At 69.4% G+C, this 16,849-nt stretch carries 18 protein-coding genes; 9 read left to right on the forward strand and 9 right to left on the reverse strand.

All coding sequences use genetic code 11. From position 1 onward, the window contains the following. Positions 1 to 13: 13 nt before the first annotated feature. Positions 14 to 1,048: an aldo/keto reductase gene (locus IEZ09_RS16710; protein WP_189254711.1), complete on the forward strand. Its 1,035-nt coding sequence runs from the start codon at positions 14 to 16 to the stop codon at positions 1,046 to 1,048. Here IEZ09_RS16710 and IEZ09_RS16715 read toward each other — a convergent pair whose 3' ends face one another. The 3 genes from IEZ09_RS16715 to IEZ09_RS16725 are packed head-to-tail and all read right to left on the reverse strand — an operon-like array spanning position 1,049 to position 4,211. After that, positions 1,049 to 2,170, reverse strand: coding sequence for a hypothetical protein (locus IEZ09_RS16715; RefSeq protein ID WP_229812627.1), 1,122 nt, complete (start codon positions 2,168 to 2,170; stop codon positions 1,049 to 1,051). Then, entirely contained in the window at positions 2,167 to 3,681 is a 1,515-nt protein-coding gene (locus tag IEZ09_RS16720; protein WP_189254621.1) for an alkaline phosphatase D family protein, read from the reverse strand. The genes IEZ09_RS16715 and IEZ09_RS16720 overlap by 4 nt, the downstream gene beginning before the upstream one ends. An 11-nt stretch (positions 3,682 to 3,692) precedes the next feature. Beyond that, entirely contained in the window at positions 3,693 to 4,211 is a 519-nt protein-coding gene (locus IEZ09_RS16725; protein ID WP_189254622.1) for an NAD(P)-binding protein, read from the reverse strand. Positions 4,212 to 4,281: 70 nt separating this feature from the next. On the opposite strand from IEZ09_RS16725, the gene IEZ09_RS16730 reads away from it, so the two are divergent. Beyond that, positions 4,282 to 4,764: a GbsR/MarR family transcriptional regulator gene (locus tag IEZ09_RS16730; RefSeq protein ID WP_229812628.1), complete on the forward strand. Its 483-nt coding sequence runs from the start codon at positions 4,282 to 4,284 to the stop codon at positions 4,762 to 4,764. Here IEZ09_RS16730 and IEZ09_RS16735 read toward each other — a convergent pair. Beyond that, the gene (locus IEZ09_RS16735) at positions 4,706 to 5,251 is read right to left on the reverse strand and encodes a TetR/AcrR family transcriptional regulator (protein WP_189254624.1); all 546 of its coding nucleotides are present in this window, start codon (positions 5,249 to 5,251) and stop codon (positions 4,706 to 4,708) included. The two genes, IEZ09_RS16730 and IEZ09_RS16735, sit on opposite strands and share 59 nt — an antisense overlap. A 112-nt stretch (positions 5,252 to 5,363) precedes the next feature. On the opposite strand from IEZ09_RS16735, the gene IEZ09_RS16740 reads away from it, so the two are divergent. The 3 genes from IEZ09_RS16740 to IEZ09_RS16750 all read left to right on the forward strand — a co-directional run bounded on the left by IEZ09_RS16740 (position 5,364) and on the right by IEZ09_RS16750 (position 8,427). Beyond that, a complete protein-coding gene (locus IEZ09_RS16740; RefSeq protein ID WP_189254625.1) occupies positions 5,364 to 6,314 on the forward strand; it encodes an SDR family NAD(P)-dependent oxidoreductase in 951 nt (316 codons plus the stop codon). After that, complete coding sequence (locus IEZ09_RS16745) at positions 6,311 to 7,240, forward strand: SDR family NAD(P)-dependent oxidoreductase (protein ID WP_189254626.1); 930 nt, start codon at positions 6,311 to 6,313, stop codon at positions 7,238 to 7,240. The genes IEZ09_RS16740 and IEZ09_RS16745 overlap by 4 nt, the downstream gene beginning before the upstream one ends. Before the next feature lie 155 nt (positions 7,241 to 7,395). Further along, positions 7,396 to 8,427, forward strand: coding sequence for a chitinase (locus IEZ09_RS16750; RefSeq protein ID WP_189254627.1), 1,032 nt, complete (start codon positions 7,396 to 7,398; stop codon positions 8,425 to 8,427). On the opposite strand, the gene IEZ09_RS16755 is transcribed toward IEZ09_RS16750, so the two are convergent. Then, on the reverse strand, positions 8,424 to 8,816 hold the full coding sequence (locus IEZ09_RS16755) for an SgcJ/EcaC family oxidoreductase (RefSeq protein WP_189254628.1): 393 nt from the start codon (positions 8,814 to 8,816) through the stop codon (positions 8,424 to 8,426). The genes IEZ09_RS16750 and IEZ09_RS16755 overlap by 4 nt on opposite strands. A gap of 89 nt (positions 8,817 to 8,905) precedes the next feature. On the opposite strand from IEZ09_RS16755, the gene IEZ09_RS16760 reads away from it, so the two are divergent. Beyond that, the gene (locus tag IEZ09_RS16760; protein ID WP_189254629.1) at positions 8,906 to 9,934 is read left to right on the forward strand and encodes a pentapeptide repeat-containing protein; all 1,029 of its coding nucleotides are present in this window, start codon (positions 8,906 to 8,908) and stop codon (positions 9,932 to 9,934) included. A gap of 38 nt (positions 9,935 to 9,972) precedes the next feature. On the opposite strand, the gene IEZ09_RS16765 is transcribed toward IEZ09_RS16760, so the two are convergent. Continuing rightward, positions 9,973 to 11,244: an alpha/beta hydrolase family protein gene (locus IEZ09_RS16765; RefSeq protein WP_189254630.1), complete on the reverse strand. Its 1,272-nt coding sequence runs from the start codon at positions 11,242 to 11,244 to the stop codon at positions 9,973 to 9,975. Positions 11,245 to 11,350: 106 nt separating this feature from the next. Between IEZ09_RS16765 and IEZ09_RS16770 the strand changes: the two genes are divergently transcribed. Continuing rightward, positions 11,351 to 11,932 (forward strand): acetoacetate decarboxylase family protein, encoded by a 582-nt coding sequence (locus IEZ09_RS16770; protein ID WP_189254631.1) that lies wholly within the window; start codon positions 11,351 to 11,353, stop codon positions 11,930 to 11,932. On the opposite strand, the gene IEZ09_RS16775 is transcribed toward IEZ09_RS16770, so the two are convergent. The 3 genes from IEZ09_RS16775 to adh all read right to left on the reverse strand — a co-directional run bounded on the left by IEZ09_RS16775 (position 11,910) and on the right by adh (position 14,830). Then, a complete protein-coding gene (locus IEZ09_RS16775; RefSeq protein ID WP_189254632.1) occupies positions 11,910 to 12,785 on the reverse strand; it encodes a hypothetical protein in 876 nt (291 codons plus the stop codon). The genes IEZ09_RS16770 and IEZ09_RS16775 overlap by 23 nt on opposite strands. A gap of 171 nt (positions 12,786 to 12,956) precedes the next feature. After that, positions 12,957 to 13,307: a DUF779 domain-containing protein gene (locus IEZ09_RS16780; protein WP_189254633.1), complete on the reverse strand. Its 351-nt coding sequence runs from the start codon at positions 13,305 to 13,307 to the stop codon at positions 12,957 to 12,959. Further along, positions 13,307 to 14,830 (reverse strand): aldehyde dehydrogenase, encoded by a 1,524-nt coding sequence (gene adh / locus IEZ09_RS16785; protein ID WP_189254634.1) that lies wholly within the window; start codon positions 14,828 to 14,830, stop codon positions 13,307 to 13,309. The genes IEZ09_RS16780 and adh overlap by 1 nt, the downstream gene beginning before the upstream one ends. Before the next feature lie 119 nt (positions 14,831 to 14,949). On the opposite strand from adh, the gene IEZ09_RS16790 reads away from it, so the two are divergent. Beyond that, on the forward strand, positions 14,950 to 16,074 hold the full coding sequence (locus IEZ09_RS16790) for a GAF domain-containing protein (RefSeq protein WP_229812629.1): 1,125 nt from the start codon (positions 14,950 to 14,952) through the stop codon (positions 16,072 to 16,074). A gap of 23 nt (positions 16,075 to 16,097) precedes the next feature. Beyond that, complete coding sequence (locus IEZ09_RS16795; protein ID WP_189254635.1) at positions 16,098 to 16,847, forward strand: hypothetical protein; 750 nt, start codon at positions 16,098 to 16,100, stop codon at positions 16,845 to 16,847. Positions 16,848 to 16,849: the final 2 nt, after the last annotated feature.

Below are 16,849 nucleotides of genomic sequence, written 5' to 3' on the forward strand. Positions count from 1 at the left end.
TTCCGGCATGACAATGCGTTATCGCGTACTCGGGGGAACCGGCATCGAGGTCAGCCACCACTGCCTCGGCGCCATGATGTTCGGCGACGTCGCCAACAAAGACCACGACGAGGGCGTGCGGATCATCCACCGCGCACTCGACGCCGGCATCAACTTCGTCGACACCGCCGACATGTACTCGGCAGGGGAGTCCGAGGAGATCGTCGGCAAGGCGTTGAAGGGCCGCAGGGACGACGTCGTGCTGGCCACGAAGGTGCACTTCCCGCTCACCGAGGGCCGCAACCGCAGCGGCAACTCGCGCCGGTACGTCGTGCGGGCCGTCGAGGACAGCCTGCGGCGGCTCGGCACCGACTGGATCGACCTGTACCAGGTGCACCGGCCGGACTACACGACCGACGTCGAGGAAACGCTGTCGGTGCTGACGGATCTGGTGCGGGAGGGGAAGATCCGCGCGTTCGGCTGCTCGACGTTCCCCGCGGAGGAGATCGTCGAGGCGCACCACGTGGCGATGAACCGCGGGCTGATGCGGTTCCGCACCGAGCAGCCGCCGTACTCGCTGCTGGCGCGCGGGATCGAGCGGTCGGTGCTGCCGACGTGTCAGCGGCTCGGGATGGGCGTGCTGGTGTGGAGCCCGCTGGCGAGCGGGTTCCTGTCGGGCAAGCACCGGCGGGGTGCGTCGGCGGAGGCGTTCCGGGCGACGCTGACGCCGGAGCGGTTCGACGAGTCGCTGCCGGGCAACGCGGCGAAGTTCGACGCCGTGGAGCAGTTCGCGAAGCTCGCCGACGAGATGGGGGTGTCGTTGCCCGCGCTCGCGATCGCGTTCGTGACGACGCACCCTGCGGTCACCTCGGCGATCACCGGACCGCGCACGATGGAGCACCTGGAGTCGTTGCTGGAGGGCGCTTCGCTGGTGCTGACCGACGACGTGCTGGACCGGATCGACGAGATCGTGCCGCCCGGTGTCGACACCTACGACGTGCACGGGTTCTGGAAGCCCGCGTCGCTGCTGGACGTCCACCAGCGACGCAGGCCCCTCGACCAGCGCTGACTACCAGGCCTGGGTGGTCAGGCCGGTGCCGAGGTAGATCTGGTCGTACCCGTTGCCGTCGTTGTCGTCGGTGTAGACGACGGTGATGCGGCCCCACGGATCGACGCCGACGGCGGGCTCGTTCTGCCTGCCGGTGGCGTTCGAGACCGTGAGCTGCCGCGCGGGGCGGCCGGTCGTGGTGCCGTCGGGGTTGTAGACGTGCGTGTAGACGTCGTCCGCTTCCGCCGTGGTCACCGCGACACCGAGCTGGTCGTCGATGCCGACCTGCGGGTCGGTGCCGGTGGTCTGGGCGACGGCGCCGCGGGACGCCCCGGCCGCGGTGAAGGACTGCGTGCGGACACCGGACTGCTCCCACGCGACGGCGAGGTCGCCGTTGAAGTTCGCTGCCACGGCGGGGCGTTTTCCTTGCGCGATCGTGGTTTGCGCCTGCTTCACGCCGCCGGACGGGGTGAGGATCTTGCGGGCGACGGTGGTGTCCGCCTCCCACACCACGATCGCGTTGCCCGCGGCGCCCATCGCCACCTGGGGCTTGGCGTGGGTGCCGCCCGCGTTGTTGACCTGGGCCTCGTAGGTCTTGGACGAGATGGACGCGAACCCGCTCACCCGCACGGTGGGCGGGTTCGTGCCCTGCTTGTCCTCCCACGTGACGGCGAAGCCGCCGGTGTCCGGATCAGCCGCCACGCTGGGGAAGTGCTGCTGGCCGTCGGCGCTCGCGTTGGCCGTGCCGGAACCCGAGACGGTGCCGCTGGTGCTGACCGAGCGGACCGCGATGTTGTAGAAACCGTTGCCGTCCGGGTCTTCCGACCACACGACGACGGCGGTGCCGCTCTCGTGCAGTGCGACGTCGGGCTGCCAGTGGCGCCAGTTGCCGGTGCCGCCGTTGCTCAGTTTCTTCTCGTAGAGGGAGGTTCCCTCCTTGTAGAGGCGGATCCAGACGTCGGAGTGGACCGGGTCCTCGGGGTTGGTGGTGTCGCGGTCGTCCTCCCACACGACGGCGGTGTAGCCGTTGCGGGTGGCCGAGACGGCCGCGTTGTCCTGGTCGCCGGTCGAGTCGCTGTTGACCGTGGACCACGTCATGGGCGTGGGGGCGAGCAGGAGGCTCGCGATCAGGAGTGTCTTCACGGCGCCTGCAATCCGGGGTTGGCCGACTCGATCACGTAGCTGCCGACGGTCTTGACCGGATAGTCGCGGACGGTGACCTTGTCGACGGCGCGGAAGTCGACGTTCATCTGCGCCGACGTGGTGCGGGTGCGGACGTAGCCGCGCAGGTTCTTGAAGAACTTCACGTGCGGGTTGAGCGTCGGGTTGAGGCTGTTGTCCGCCGCGTTGCCGTCACCGCCGGACGTGATCGACGTGGTGACGAGTTCGGTGCCGATGATCCGGTTCTGCGTGCCGTAGTTCTGCATGAGGTTCGCGGCCCAGCTGCGGTGCACGTCGCCGGTGAGGACGACGGTGCCCTTGTTGCCGCTCGCGTCCCAGGCGTTCTGGATGCGGGTGCGGTTGGCGGTGTAGCCGTCCCAGGCGTCCATGCTCTTCGCGCCGTCCGCGCTCGCGAGCCGTTGGGCGAAGAACACCTGCTGGCCCAGGAAGTCCCAGGTGCCGAGCTTCTGGCGGAGGCCGTCGATCAGCCAGGTCTCCTGCGAGGTGCCGGTGATCGTGCGTGCGGGGTCGTCGGCTTCGGGGCAGACCTTCGTGCCGTCGCCGCACGCCTGGTCCATGCGGTACTGGCGGGTGTCGAGCATGTGGAACGTGGCGAGGCTGCCCCAGCGGACCCTGCGGTGCAGCAGCATGTTCTCCGCGCTCGGGGCCTGGGCGCTGCGCAGCGGCATGTGCTCGTAGTAGGCCTTGTACGCGGCCGCGCGGCGGGCCTTGAAGTCACCGGCGGGGCTCGTGTCGTTGCGGACCAGGTTGGCGTAGTTGTTCTCGACCTCGTGGTCGTCCCAGACGACCAGCCAGGGCGCGGTGGCGTGCGCGGCCTGCAGGTCCGGGTCGGTCTTGTACTGGGCGTGGCGGACCCGGTAGTTGGCCAGCGTGCTGATCTCGGCGGCGGGTGCGAACTGGCGGACCTTCGTGGTCGTGGCCGCGCCCTCGTAGATGTAGTCGCCGAGGTGCAGGATCAGGTCCGGGTGTTCCTCGGCCATCCGGCGGTACGCGGTGAAGTAGCCCTCCTCGTAGTGCGAGCACGAGGCGAAGAGCATGGTGAGTTCGGGGGAGGTGCCCACGGCCGGCGCGGTGAGGGCGCGGCCGGCGGGGGAGATGTGGCCGCCGGTGCGGAAGCGGTACCAGTACTCGCGGCCGGGTTCGAGGCCGGTGAGGGTGACGTGGACGGAGTGGGCGCTCGCCTGCGTCGTCGTGAAGGTGCCGGTGCGGGCGATGCTCGTGAAGCGTTCGTCGGTGGCGACCTGCCATTCGACGGCGGTGTTGGTGTTCGGCATGCCGCCGAGACCGTCGGCGTTCAGGGGGTTCGGGGCGAGGCGGGTCCAGATCACGAACCCGTCGGCTGCCGGTTCGCCGGACGCGACGCCGAGGGTGAAGGGATAGCCGATGGCGTTGGCCAGACGCGGGATGAGCACTCCGGCGCTCGCTCCCGCGAGGCCGCCCACGATGAAGGTACGTCTCCGTAACGTGGTCATGACCGGCAGGCTTACCGAACGCGAGTAAAGGTCCGCCTAACGCTGTGCGGCTTCAAAGTGGTTTCCCACCAGGAAAATGCCGCGTGGTCGTCGTGGTGGATGTCGAACGCGTCGGCGAGGAGCTCGGCCGCGCACAGCGGGATCCCGGTGTCCCGCACGGCCCGGTAGAGCAGTGCGACGTGCTCGCGGGACCAGGAGTCGAGGCGCAGGCCGGGTAATCGATCGGCTTCGCAGCACGGTTGGGCGCACACGACGATGTCGAACCACTCGTCGTCGTGGTCGTTGAACGGGACCGTGACGCCGAAGCGGTCGGGCTGCAACGCGGTCACGGTGCTGTGCCGCGTCTCGTAGTGCAGCGGGTACGGCAGGGCGGCCAGCCGGCGGGCGGCGTGCAGGTCCGGGCCTCGCAGCGGCACGGGATCGTGGTGCGCGCCGTGGTCGAGGACGACGACTTCCCACGCGCTGCGGGTCAGCCTGAGCGCGGTCGCGAGGCCGGCGATTCCGGCGCCCACCACGAGTGCTGTGGCCATGTCCAGCCCCTTCCCCCTAGGATCGAGGCTAGCGAACGTTCAGAAATTTCTGAAGACAGATGGGTTCGGTGTGACGGGCGAGACAGATCGCAAGCAGGCTGCGGAACACCTGGCGCTCACCCTGGTCGGAGCGGGGATGCAGCGGATGGCGGCGCGGGTGCTGGCGGCGTTCCTGTTCACCGACGCACCGTCGCTGACGGCGGGCGATCTGAGCGAGGAGCTGGGCGCGAGCGCGGGATCCGTGTCGGGTGCCATCAAGATGGTCATGCAGATGGGGCTGATCGAACGAGCCCCTGCGCCGGGCAGCCGCCGTGAGCACTACCGGATGCGCGACCGTGCGTGGACCACGCTCTACGGCAGGCAGCACGCCCCGATCGACGACATCCTGTCCGCCGTCGCGCACGGCGTCGAGACCGTCGGGCCGGGGCCTGCCCGTGAGCGGCTGATCTACATGCGGGACTTCTACGAGTTCCTGCTGAGCGAGGTGCCGACGCTCATCGAGCGTTTTGAGGCTCAGCGTTCTGGGCAGCACCGTGGAGAATCCCGCCCATGATCAGGTCCAGCATGCGCTTGGCCTGATCGGCGTCGCCGTTCTGGCTGACGGCGACGAGCATCGTCATGACGTCGAGCGGCTCGACCTTCGCGCCGAGCGGGGTGAGCAGCTGCTCCAGCGCCTGCGCCATCTTGGCGCGGCTGTGTTCGAACGGGTTCACGCCGAGGGCGATGACGGCCTGCAGCGCGTCCTTGAGGTCGCGTTTCGTCGCCAGGTAGGCGATGAAGCGGTCCATCCACTCCCGCAGCGCCGCCTCCGGGCCGAGGGTCTCGAGCAGTTCGGGTGCCGCGTCGCAGAGCTTCTCGAGCTCGGTGCGGTAAACGGCTTCGATCAGCGCTTCGCGGGTGGGGAAGTGCCGGTAGAGCGTGCCGATGCCGACGCCCGCCTTCTTGGCGATGGCGCCCAGCGTCACGTCCTTCTCGTGGGTGAACGCGTCCAGCGCCACCTCGAGCAGCAATCCGCGGTTGCGGACGGCGTCAGCACGCACTCGTCACTCCTATGGGGTACGTCACTTGCTAACCGGAGGCTCCTCCGTTTAGTGTGGAACTCGAACCGGAGGAACCTCCGTTTCAGTGTACGACACAGGTTGGGGAAATCGGATGAGTGAGCGCATCACCACGCCGTTCGGCTTCGAGACCACCGCGCTGGAGGTCGTCGAGGGCGTCGACCTCTCGGGCCGTCGCGCCGTGGTCACCGGTGGGTCGTCGGGCATCGGCGTCGAGACGGTGCGGGCTCTGGCCGCCGCGGGCGCCGAGGTCACCATCGCGGCGCGGAACCTCGAAGCGGGCAGGAAGGTCGCCTCTGAGCTGTCCGCGGCCACGGGCAACCAGCGGATCTTCGTCGCTCCGCTGGAGCTGGCCTCGCAGGAGTCGGTGAAGGAGTTCGTCCGCAACTGGGACGGCCCGCTGCACCTGCTGATCAACAACGCGGGTGTCATGGCGACCCCGCTGACCCGTACGCCGGAGGGCTGGGAGCTCCAGTTCGCCACGAACCACTTCGGCCACTTCACGCTGACGCTGGGCCTGTTCGGTGCGCTGCGCGCCGAGGGCGCCCGCGTCGTGAACGTCAGCTCGTCCGCGCACCTGGCGAGCCCGGTGGTGTTCGACGACATCCACTTCGAACGCCGCGAGTACGACCGCTGGCAGGCCTACGGCCAGTCGAAGACGGCGAACGTCCTGTTCGGCGTCGAGGCCGGCAAGCGCTGGGCCTCCGAGGGCATCACGATGAACGCGCTGATGCCCGGCGTCATCATGACGGCGCTGCAGCGGCACGTCACGCCGGAGGAGCTGCAGGAGCGCATCCGGCTGCGCGGCGGCGACAAGCCGTTGCAGCTCAAGACTCCCGGGCAGGGCGCGGCCACCACGCTGGTGCTCGCCGTCTCGCCGCTGGTCGAGGGCCGTTCCGGCCTCTACTTCGAAGACTGCAACGAGGCGCTGCCGAACACCGGCGGCATGTCGGGCGGCCTCGCCGCCTACGCACACGACCCGGAGGCCGCGGCCCAGCTGTGGAAGGTCTCCGAAGAGACGCTCGAGATCGGGGAACAGGCATGATCACCACCGGCGACGGCTTCGAGACCACCGCGCTGGAGGTGGTGGAGGGCGTCGACCTCTCCGGCCGCCGCGCCATCGTCACCGGCGGTGCCTCGGGCATCGGCGTGGAGACCGTCCGCGCACTCGCCACCGCGGGCGCCGAGGTCACCATCGCGGCGCGCGACGTCGACGCGGGCCAGCGCGTGGCGTCCTCGCTGATGTCCGCCACGGGCAACAAGAAGATCTCGGTCGCCCGCCTCGACCTGGCGTCGCAGGAGTCGGTGAAGGCGTTCGCGCGCAACTGGGACGGCCCGCTGCACCTGCTGATCAACAACGCGGGTGTCATGGCGACCCCGCTGACGCGTACGCCGGAGGGCTGGGAGCTCCAGTTCGCCACCAACCACTTCGGCCACTTCACGCTGACGCTGGGCCTGTTCAACTCGCTGCGCGCCGAGGGCGCCCGCGTGGTGAACGTGAGCTCGTCCGCGCACCTGATGGGCGACGTCGTGTTCGAGGACCTCCACTACGAGCACCGCGAGTACGACCGCTGGCAGGCCTACGGCCAGTCGAAGACGGCGAACATCCTGTTCGGCGTCGAGGCGGGCAAGCGCTGGGCGTCCGAGGGCATCACGATGAACGCCCTCATGCCGGGCAGCATCGCCACGAACCTGCAGCGCCACCTCACCCCCGAAGAGCTGCAGGAGCGCATCCGCCTGAGCGGCGCCGCCACCACGCGCCGCGTGAAGACCCCGGAGCAGGGCGCCGCCACCACGCTGGTCGTGGCCACCTCGCCACTGCTGGAAGGCCTGTCCGGCAAGTACTTCGAGGACTGCAACGAGGCCCAGCCGCACACCGGCGGCGTGCTCTCCGGCGTGGCTGCCTACGCGCAGGACCCTGAGGCCGCGGCCCAGCTGTGGAAGGTCTCGGAGGAGACCCTGGGCTTCTGACGCCGAGGCTCACGCCCGTGTCGGGCGCGACGACCACGAGCCTTCGGGTGGGTGAGGCCGTGCTCGGTTCGTGCCACCACCAGTTCCGCTAGAGGTCTGGACCATTTCATGCTTCAATGACAGCGGGTCGCCGCCTGAACGCGAAAGGTGAGCGAATGTCTGCCCGTTCGGCATTGACAGCCCTGCTTCTGCTCATGTCCGTCGTGCTCGTCCCGGCCTCCGCGCAGGCGGCCGACACGTGCGCGCTCAAGCCGCGCCCGGCGGGCAAGGTCCTGCACGGGTACTGGGAGAACTGGGACGGCGCGTCCAACGGGGTTCACCCGCCGTTCGGCTGGACCCCGATCACCGACAGCCGCATCAAGCAGCACGGCTACAACGTGATCAACGCGGCGTTCCCGGTCATCCGTTCCGACGGCACCGTGCTGTGGGAGGACGGCATGGACGCCGGCGTGAAGGTCGCGACGCCCGCCGAGATGTGCGCGGCGAAGGCGGCGGGCGCCACGATCCTGCTGTCGATCGGGGGCGCGGCGGCGGGCATCGACCTGAGCTCGACCGCCGTGGCCAGCCGGTTCGTCGCGACCGTCGTGCCGATTCTGAAGAAGTACAACTTCGACGGCGACATCGACATCGAGACCGGGCTGGTGGGCAGTGGCAACGTCAACCAGCTGTCGGTCTCGCAGGCCAACCTGATTCGCATCATCGACGGCGTTCTCGCCGCGATGCCGCCGGGTTTCGGCCTGACGATGGCGCCGGAGACCGCGTACGTGACGGGCGGCAGCGTCGTCTACGGCTCCATCTGGGGTGCCTACCTGCCGATCATCAAGAAGTACGCGGACAACGGCCGCCTGTGGTGGCTGAACATGCAGTACTACAACGGGTCGATGTACGGCTGCTCCGGCGACAGCTACCAGGCGGGGACCGTGCAGGGCTTCGTCGCGCAGACCCAGTGCCTCAACAAGGGGCTGGTCGTGCAGGGCACCACGATCCGGGTGCCCTACGACAAGCAGGTGCCCGGGCTGCCCGCGCAGCCGGGGGCCGGTGGTGGCTACATGTCGCCGTCGCTGGTGAGCCAGGCGTGGGGCAGCTTCAACGGCCAGCTCAAGGGGCTGATGACCTGGTCGATCAACTGGGACGGCTCGAAGAACTGGACGTTCGGCGACAACGTGAAGCGCCTGCAGGCCCGTTAGAGCACGATGGTGTTCTGCCCGGCGGCGATCCGCCACTCGCCGTCCTCTTTGGACAGCACGTAGAGCGGCGAACCCTCTGCCAGGTCGAGGTGTTCGCCGTCGGGCGTGACACGGCGCTGGCGGATCTTCACGGCGGCCACGTCCGGCCGGATGAACAGCACGTGCGACACCTCGTAGGTGGCGAGCGCCTCCTTCGTCGCGCCGGGCAGGACCTGGCGGGTGAAGGAGGCGATCTCGTCCCGGCCGAAGAGTCGCTTGCCGTGGGCGGTGGTCCAGATGGCGTCTTCGCGGAAGAGGTCGATGAACTCCTCGGGGAGCTCGTTCTGCTGGGCGTGCTGGACGGTGGCGACGAGCTTTTCGATGTCGGTGATGTCGGTGGTGTCGGTCATGGGCAAGATCGTCGTACCTCGACCATGCTGGAGGTCAAGACCCCGGTTGTTGCACATCGGGGCGTTCGAGCGATCTCCTGGGCATGGTGGTGTCTCGTCGACGGTTCCGGGGCCGCGTCCGGCGGCGCCGCGAGCGCGGGATGACGGTGGCGGAGGCGATCACCGCGCTCACCGCGCTCGGTGCGCTGGTCTTCACCGGGTTGTCGCTCAACGCCACGCGCGACCAGGTCGCGGCGGCCCACCGGCAGAACGCCGTGGCCGAGCAGGGGCAGTTGACCGATCGCTACTCGAGGTCCGTCGAGCAGCTGGACCGGACGGGGCCCGATCACCTGCAGGGGCGTCTCGGGGCCATCTACGCGCTGGAGCGGCTCGCCAAGGACTCGCCGCGCGACCAGCCCACGATCGTCGAGGTCCTGTCCGCCTTCGTCCGCACGAACCGCGCACGCGCCTCTTCGGACAGTCACGTGTCGAAGTGCCCGGAACCGGTGGCGTTGCCGCCGGACGCGAAAGCCGCGCTGACCGTGCTGGGCCGGCGCGACACGGGCCAGGACAAAGGGGCGAGGACCGATCTCACCTCCGCCTGTCTCAACGGCCTCGACCTGCGCAACCTCCCGTTGCACAACGTCGACCTGAGCTTCTCCGACCTGCACGGCTCCATCCTGAACGGGACCGGCTACCGCAACCTGCGACTGCGCCGCGCGAACCTGGAGAAGGCCGACCTGGGGCGGGCGGACCTGACCTCGATCGCGGATCTCACCGGGGCCAACCTGCGGGGTGCGGACCTCAGCGGGGCTCTGCTGCGCGAGGCCGATCTGGAGAAGGCCGACCTGTCCGGCGCGGTGCTCACGCGGGCCGACCTGAGCAAGGCGAGGCTGGTGTTCGCCGACTTCCGCGGCGCGAACCTGACCGACGCGCAGTGCATCGGCGCCGACCTGAGCAGCGCTGACCTGAGCGGCGCGGTCCTGAGCAGAACGCTGCTGCGCGACGCGAACCTGCGTGCCGCCGCACTGAGGTCGGCCGACCTGCGTGGAGCGAACCTGACCGGCGCGCTGCACAACGACGACACCGACGTCCGTGACGCGCTGACCGACCCCTCGACCGTCGACAAGTGGTGGTGACGAGGCCCGGCACGCCTCCTGGCCTCGTCACCACCGGGTCACGCGCGGGGTGCGACCCGCGACTCGTAGGAGTTCGGCTTGTAGCCGGGATTGAAGAAGCAGCCCGTGCCGTACTTCTCGTCGTGGCCGGGGCAGCTGGACGCGATCAGGTAGGGGTTGGCGCGCACGCCGAACTTCTCCCACCTCTCCAGCGCCTGCATCGCGGAGGCGTACTCCGCGTCGCTGAGGGCGCTGTGCGTGGCCTCGTTCGTGAACGTCTGCACGAGGTTCCACCACCGCCCGGCCTTGAGCACGGTGTCGCGGTAGGCGGACTCGTGCTCCACGAACGCCGTCGGGTCACCGATCGCGTGCACCGTCAGCACCGGGATGTCGATCTTCCCGGTGAGGTCGCTGTCGTAGGCCAGGGCTGCCCGTGCCTCCGGGTCCGCGGAGAACCGTTCGACGCCCGCGTTGAGGGCGGCGTCGTCGTGCGAGCCCTGGTACCGCACGCCCGCGTTGCTCCACGGGTTCTTGTCGCCCAGTCGGTTGTGGACGATGTCGCGGAACGTGAACGTCGCGAAGTTCAGGTGCGAGTTCAGCGTCTCCTCGGGGATTTTGGTGACCGCCAGGATGTCGGTGAGCTTGCGCTGCTGCTCCGGTGTGCGGTTGCCCGCCGTGCCGAGGCACTCCTCGACGCGGCCGCGCAACCCGGCGGTCGTCAGCGTGGAACCCGGACGCAGGCCCTGCCACAGCGGGTACTGCACCTCCGTCGGGCGCGGGTGGTTGCCGCAGTAGTACTGGTAGACCACCCGCAGGTCGACGCGGTAGTCGTAGCCCCGCGAACCGCCGGCCAGGACGCCGCTGGTGAGCAGTGCCGCGTCGTAGCCGGGGTAGAGCTCGATCGCCTTGGCCGCCACGTTGCCGCCCCACGACTGGCCGTGGAGGTACACCTTGTGCGGCTTGAGCATCGCGCTGACCATCCTGCGCAGGTTGTCGGTGTCCTCCGCGGCCATCCGCGTGCCGTACCCGCCGCGCCGGTACGAGGTGCCCGCCCACGCGTAGCCCTCCTTGACCATGACGGCCCAGCGGTTCAGGTCGTCACGCGTGCGCTCGGGCGTGGGATCGCCCAGGTCAGGGCCGCCGTGCGAGTGCACGACCAGCGTCTTGTTCCACTTCTTCGGCACGGCGATCGTGTAGTACGCGCCGTTGGCGTCCCTGCCCTCGTAACAGGTGGTGCCGGTGGGGACGTTCTCCGGGCACGGCGCCGTGGGAGGCAGTGGCGCGGGCGCGGCCACGCTCGCGGCGAGTGCGAATGCCAGCAGGACGTTCATGGCGGAATCGTGAGCCCGGCTGGACATGTGGTCCAGCTCACGCAGGCAAACTTGGGATTTCCCTGACGTTGCGAACGGTCGCGTCCCGCGCGGTACGGTCGGGGGCGTGCAGTATCCAGCCGAGCCGTGGCACATGCGGGGTTCCCTCATGATCTCCTTGTTCCGGGTGCCCCAGGAGCTGGTGCCGCAGGCCCACCTGCCCGAGGGTGCTCGGCTGATCACGTTGGCGGGCAACGCTTTCGTGGCGGTGGCGTTCGTGTCGTACGAACCGGGCAGCGAACTCACCTACGAGGAGCTGCTCGTGACCACGCCCGTGTGGGACAGGGGCCGCGTCGCCGTGTCGGTGCCGCAGATCTGGGTCGACAGCGAGGCCTCGAAGCAGGGCGGCCGCGAGCTGTGGGCCATCCCGAAGCAGCTCGCCCGGTTCGGCGAGGGCTCGTCGATCGCCGCGGTGGCGGTGACCGGTGGCGTACCGCTGCCCGGCGAGTGGTCCACGTCCGGCTGGACCGCGCAGCGCCTCGACGGCCGCGACGTGCGCACGAGGATGCGCCTGTCCGGGCGGTACCGGCTGGTGCGGGCCGCGTGGATGTTCCCGGTGGGCGGTCCGCTCGGCTACCTCACCGGCCGCACGCCGCTGGTCAGCTTCGCGGCGCGGGACATGCGGCTCACCTTCGGGCAGGCCCCGTAGCCCCGGCGTAGCGGACGCTGTTGAACACGTGCTGCGCCCACGCCCGGTCGGCGGGGAAGCGGTGGACGATGCGCACGGACAGCATGGTGCCGCGACGGACGACGTGCCCGTGGAACACCTGCTCCTCGTTGCCGTCGATGACCTCGCTGAGCCAGAACGCGTGCCGCAGCTCCTCGCCGTCGTGCTCGACGGAGTGCTCGGCGCTCGCCGGATAGCCCTCCAGCACCGCGCCGAGGAAGTCGCTCAGGCTGCCACCCGTGCGGTCCTCGTAGACGTCGAGCCGCACCCGGCGGCCGGGGCTCGTGAAGCACACCGTGAGGTTCTCGATCGTGCAGCGCATGCCCGCCGTGCGCTCGATGGTCCAGACCTCGCCGAGCGTCTCGCGGACGGGCACCGGCAGCGGCTGCCGGATGCAGCTCAGCACCGCGTCGCGGTCCCATTCGCGCTCCAGCAACGGGTGCGAGGTGTAATACGGCAGCTCGTCGGCGTTGAGGACCGCCGCCTCGACCGGCGTGCCGAGCAGGTCCCACGGCGCGATGAAGTTCGCGAACGTGCCGGCGAGGCGCAGGTTCGCGTACTCGCTGTCGTTGTCCCACACCGCGTGCGCGTACATCGCGTCGACTTTGCTGATCTGCATCCACGCGCCGAACACGAGCTCGGTTCCGCCGGTCAGCCGAACCGGGAGCAGGCAACGGATGTAGGAGTCACCGTCCGGTCCGACCAGCAGACCGCCGGTCGGCGCGCCGAGTTGCTCGGCACGTACGCCGATGAGCGGCTCCGGACGGTTCAACCGGTAGTCGATGCGGCCCGTCGTCGTGATCTCGGCTCCGCAGCATCCGCATTGGACGGTCATGCGCAGATGCTAGTGGTGCGACTCGGAACGTTGGCGAGGTATTCACGCTCAGCAGGGCACCTCGCGGCACCGCCCCCACGCCCCCGTACAACCAGTACGACGGAGTGGGGGCGGCACCACGATGCACCCGTCTGACCGCGAATTCCCCCGGCAACGTTCCGCGCCACACCACTAGAGCTCCTCCGCATCGAGAAGTCGTGAACGCACCAGAAACCGGATTCCCAGCGGCGCCTCCAGGGAGAAGCCGCTGCCACGCCCCGGCACCACGTCGATCGTGAGGTGCGTGTGGCTCCAGTACTCGTACTGCGCCGCGGACATCCACACGGGAACGACGAACTCCTCCACCGCGAGATCCCCGAGGTGGACGTCGGACTCGCCGGTGCGGAACTCCCCTGCGGGATAACACATGGGCGCGGAACCGTCGCAGCAGCCGCCGGACTGGTGGAACATCAGGTCGCCGTGCGAGGCCCGGAGGCGGCGGAGCACCGCCGCCGCCTCCGCGGTCACCGCCACGCGGGGCATCAGAAGAAGCCCAGGGCGTTCGGGGAGTAGCTGACGAGCAGGTTCTTGGTCTGCTGGTAGTGGTCGAGCATCACGCGGTGGTTCTCGCGGCCGATGCCGGACTGCTTGTAGCCGCCGAACGCCGCGTGCGCCGGGTAGGCGTGGTAGTTGTTCACCCACACGCGGCCCGCCTGGATGTCGCGGCCCGCGCGGTAGGCGACGGAGCCGTCGCGCGACCAGACGCCGGCGCCGAGGCCGTAGAGGGTGTCGTTGGCGGTCTTCATGGCGTCGTCGTAGTCGGAGAACGACGTGACGGCGACGACCGGGCCGAAGATCTCCTCCTGGAAGATCCTCATCTTGTTGTCGCCCTCGAAGATCGTCGGCGTCACGTAGTAGCCGCCGGACAGTTCGCCGCCGAGGTCCGCGCGCTCGCCACCGGTCAGGACGCGGGCGCCCTCCTGCTTGCCGATGTCGATGTACGACAGGATCTTCTCCAACTGGTCGTTGGACGCCTGCGCGCCGATCATCGTCTCGGTGTCGAGGGGGTGGCCCTGCTTGATCGCACGCGTCCGTTCCACGGCGTCGCCGAGGAACTCCTCGTAGATCGAGCTCTGGATCAACGCCCTCGACGGGCACGTGCAGACCTCGCCCTGGTTCAGCGCGAACATCGTGAAGCCCTCGAGTGCCTTGTCGTAGAAGGCATCCCGCTGCGCTGCCACGTCGGAGAAGAACACGTTGGGCGACTTGCCGCCGAGCTCCAGCGTGACCGGGATGATGTTCTCGCTGGCGTACTGCATGATCAACCGGCCGGTGGTCGTCTCGCCGGTGAACGCCACCTTCGCGACGCGCCGCGAGGACGCCAGCGGTTTGCCCGCCTCGACGCCGAAACCGTTGACGATGTTCACGACGCCCGGCGGCAGCAGGTCGGCGATCAGCTCCATCAGCACGTGGATCGACGCCGGGGTCTGCTCGGCGGGCTTGAGCACCACCGCGTTGCCCGCGGCCAGTGCCGGTGCGAGCTTCCAGACCGCCATCAGCAGCGGGAAGTTCCACGGGATGATCTGGCCGACGACGCCGAGCGGCTCCTGGAAGTGGTACGCCACCAGGTCTTCGTCGATCTGCGAGATGCCGCCCTCCTGGGCGCGGATCACGCCGGCGAAGTAGCGGAAGTGGTCGACGGCGAGCGGCAGGTCGGCGGCGAGCGTCTCGCGGATGGCCTTGCCGTTCTCCCACGTCTCGGCGACCGCGAGCGCTTCGAGGTTGGCCTCGACGCGGTCGGCGATCTTGTTCAGGACGTTGGCGCGCTCGGCGGGGGAGGTCCTGCCCCACGCGCGGGCGGCGCCGTGGGCCGCGTCGAGCGCGCGGTCGACGTCCTCCGCGGTGCCGCGGGCGATCTCGGTGAACTCCTCGCCGGTGACCGGGGTGGGGTTGGCGAAGTACTCGCCCTTGGCGGGCGGCACGTACTCGCCTCCGATGAAGTGGTCGTACCGGTCCCGGTACGTCACCACGCTCCCGGGCTGGCCTGGGGCCGCGTACTTCGTCATCGTCGAAACCTCCCGCATCGTTGCGACCAGGGTGGCGACGCTAGGTAGTGCGACGTTTCACCGACGTTGCATCCGAAAGGAGTAACGCGAGGCGCCAGAAGGACCGTCATCCTGAACTGGTGACGGACCTCGGCGAAGCAACGCGGCCGGTGATCGCCGAGTCGTGGCGGCGGTCCCTCGCGGCGCGCGTCGACCCGGACCGGCACGAGGCGCCGGTCGTCTACGCGCCGGACGAGATCGCCGACCTGCGCGGCACCCACCCGCTGGCGTCCGCCGTGCCGCTGCTCAAGCACACGCTCTCGATGGACGAGACGATCATGATCGTCACGGACACGCGCGGTCACATCCTGTGGTGCGAGGGCGACAACGGCGTGCGGCACAAGGCAGAACGCGTCCACCTCACCGAAGGCTCGCGCTGGAGCGAGGACGCGATCGGCACCAACGCGATGGGCACGGCGCTCGCCACCGGCAAGCCCGTCACCGTGCACTCGCGCGAGCACCTCGTGCGGACCTACCACGGCTGGACGTGCGCGGCGAGCCCGATCCGCGACCCCCACAGCGGGCTGCTGCTGGGCGTGGTCGACGTCAGCGGGCCGCTGAAGACCATGCACCCGGCCGTCGCGCAGCTCGTGTCCGCCGCGGCCCAGCTCGCGGAGCACCACCTGCGGCAGCACCTCGTGCCGAGCGGGCACGTGCTGACGTTGAACTTCCTCGGCGGGCTGCACGCGGACCTCGACGGACGGCCGCTGGTCCTCACGCTGCGCAACGCGGAGGTGCTCACGGCACTCGCGCTGCACCCCAGGGGACTGACCGCCGAACAACTCGCATTGCTGCTCTATGGTGAACGAGGGAACCCGACCACGGTCCGCGCTGAGCTGCACAGGTTGCGCGCTCAGCTCGGTGGTGTGCTGCTGACCAGACCGTACCGGCTGGACGCCGTCGTCCACGGCGACTTCCTGAACGTCCGCACGGCGCTGAGGTCAGGCGACGCGCGACAGGCCACCCGGCACTACAGCGGCGAGCTGCTGCCCCGTTCGGACGCACCGCTCGTGCGCGAGGAGCGGGCGGATCTCGCCGCCGCGGTGCGCAGGGGTGTGCTGGACGAGGGAGACGCCGACGCGCTGCTGTCGTTCGCCGACACGGCGGAGGACGCCGAGGTGCTCGAACGGCTGCACCTGATGCTCCCGGCCACCGATCCCCGTCACGCTCTTGTCTCCTCGCGCCTGCGAAGGGCGTTGGAATAGGCTTCCCTGCGGGGGAGGACGAAGTGAAGCAGTGCATCAACTGCATGACCCGGTTGCCGCGCAAGGAGGTCACCGAGGTCGCGTGGTGCGCCCTGTGCGCGCCCTGCCTTCAGGTCGTGTCGGACCAGATGAAGCTGGTGCACGACCGGCCGGGTGGCGCCGACGTGCAGATCTACCAGTGCGGCTGGTGCGGTGTCGCGCGCTCCTGCGGCGTCGGCTGGCGCACGCGGTGCCTGGTGTGCCTGGACGACAGGTCCGTCCCGGATCCGGCCGTGCAGAAGATCGCGCACCGGCTCGAGCTCGACGGAACCTGGCGGGAGAACTCGGAGTTCATCGCCGCGACGACCGTGAAGATCCGGCTGGCGAAGTACTTCCAGCCCGGCTGGACCGTGCTCGCGACCGACGTCCACGGGTTGCCGTGGACCGGGTTCCGCTGGCTGACGAAGTCGCACGGCACCTGGGGTCGCAACGCCGAGACGGGCGAGGTCGTGCGGCTGCGGCATTCCCGCGGCGAGGAGAACCTGCTCTACCTGGTGCGGTACGGGAAAGTGCTCAAGTTCGGGCGCGGCAACGCCGAACGCGTCCGTGCGCACGTGGAGCTGGGCGCGGTCCCCGTGCTCGTGCTGACCGCGTCCCGGCAGGACGTCACCGTCGCCAGGGACCGCCTGAAACGCCTGCACCGCACGGAGATGGTGTCGCAGCGCACGCCGGTGGACCTGTTCGCGGTGCTGCCGGACGGGGTCGACGTCACCGACCGCTACCCGCGCCGCTGAAG

This window comes from Lentzea flava (assembly GCF_014648475.1).
In the GTDB taxonomy this organism is placed as follows: domain Bacteria; phylum Actinomycetota; class Actinomycetes; order Mycobacteriales; family Pseudonocardiaceae; genus Lentzea; species Lentzea flava.

Excerpts from the sequence above, each read along its gene's own strand:
- IEZ09_RS16710 (WP_189254711.1), top strand. The coding sequence starts at position 14 with ATGCGTTATCGCGTACTCGGGGGAACCGGCATCGAGGTCAGCCACCAC.
- IEZ09_RS16720 (WP_189254621.1), bottom strand. The coding sequence starts at position 3,681 with ATGACCACGTTACGGAGACGTACCTTCATCGTGGGCGGCCTCGCGGGA.
- IEZ09_RS16725 (WP_189254622.1), bottom strand. The coding sequence starts at position 4,211 with ATGGCCACAGCACTCGTGGTGGGCGCCGGAATCGCCGGCCTCGCGACC.
- IEZ09_RS16740 (WP_189254625.1), top strand. The coding sequence starts at position 5,364 with ATGAGTGAGCGCATCACCACGCCGTTCGGCTTCGAGACCACCGCGCTG.
- IEZ09_RS16745 (WP_189254626.1), top strand. The coding sequence starts at position 6,311 with ATGATCACCACCGGCGACGGCTTCGAGACCACCGCGCTGGAGGTGGTG.
- IEZ09_RS16750 (WP_189254627.1), top strand. The coding sequence starts at position 7,396 with ATGTCTGCCCGTTCGGCATTGACAGCCCTGCTTCTGCTCATGTCCGTC.
- IEZ09_RS16755 (WP_189254628.1), bottom strand. The coding sequence starts at position 8,816 with ATGACCGACACCACCGACATCACCGACATCGAAAAGCTCGTCGCCACC.
- IEZ09_RS16765 (WP_189254630.1), bottom strand. The coding sequence starts at position 11,244 with ATGAACGTCCTGCTGGCATTCGCACTCGCCGCGAGCGTGGCCGCGCCC.
- IEZ09_RS16775 (WP_189254632.1), bottom strand. The coding sequence starts at position 12,785 with ATGACCGTCCAATGCGGATGCTGCGGAGCCGAGATCACGACGACGGGC.
- IEZ09_RS16780 (WP_189254633.1), bottom strand. The coding sequence starts at position 13,307 with ATGCCCCGCGTGGCGGTGACCGCGGAGGCGGCGGCGGTGCTCCGCCGC.
- adh (WP_189254634.1), bottom strand. The coding sequence starts at position 14,830 with ATGACGAAGTACGCGGCCCCAGGCCAGCCCGGGAGCGTGGTGACGTAC.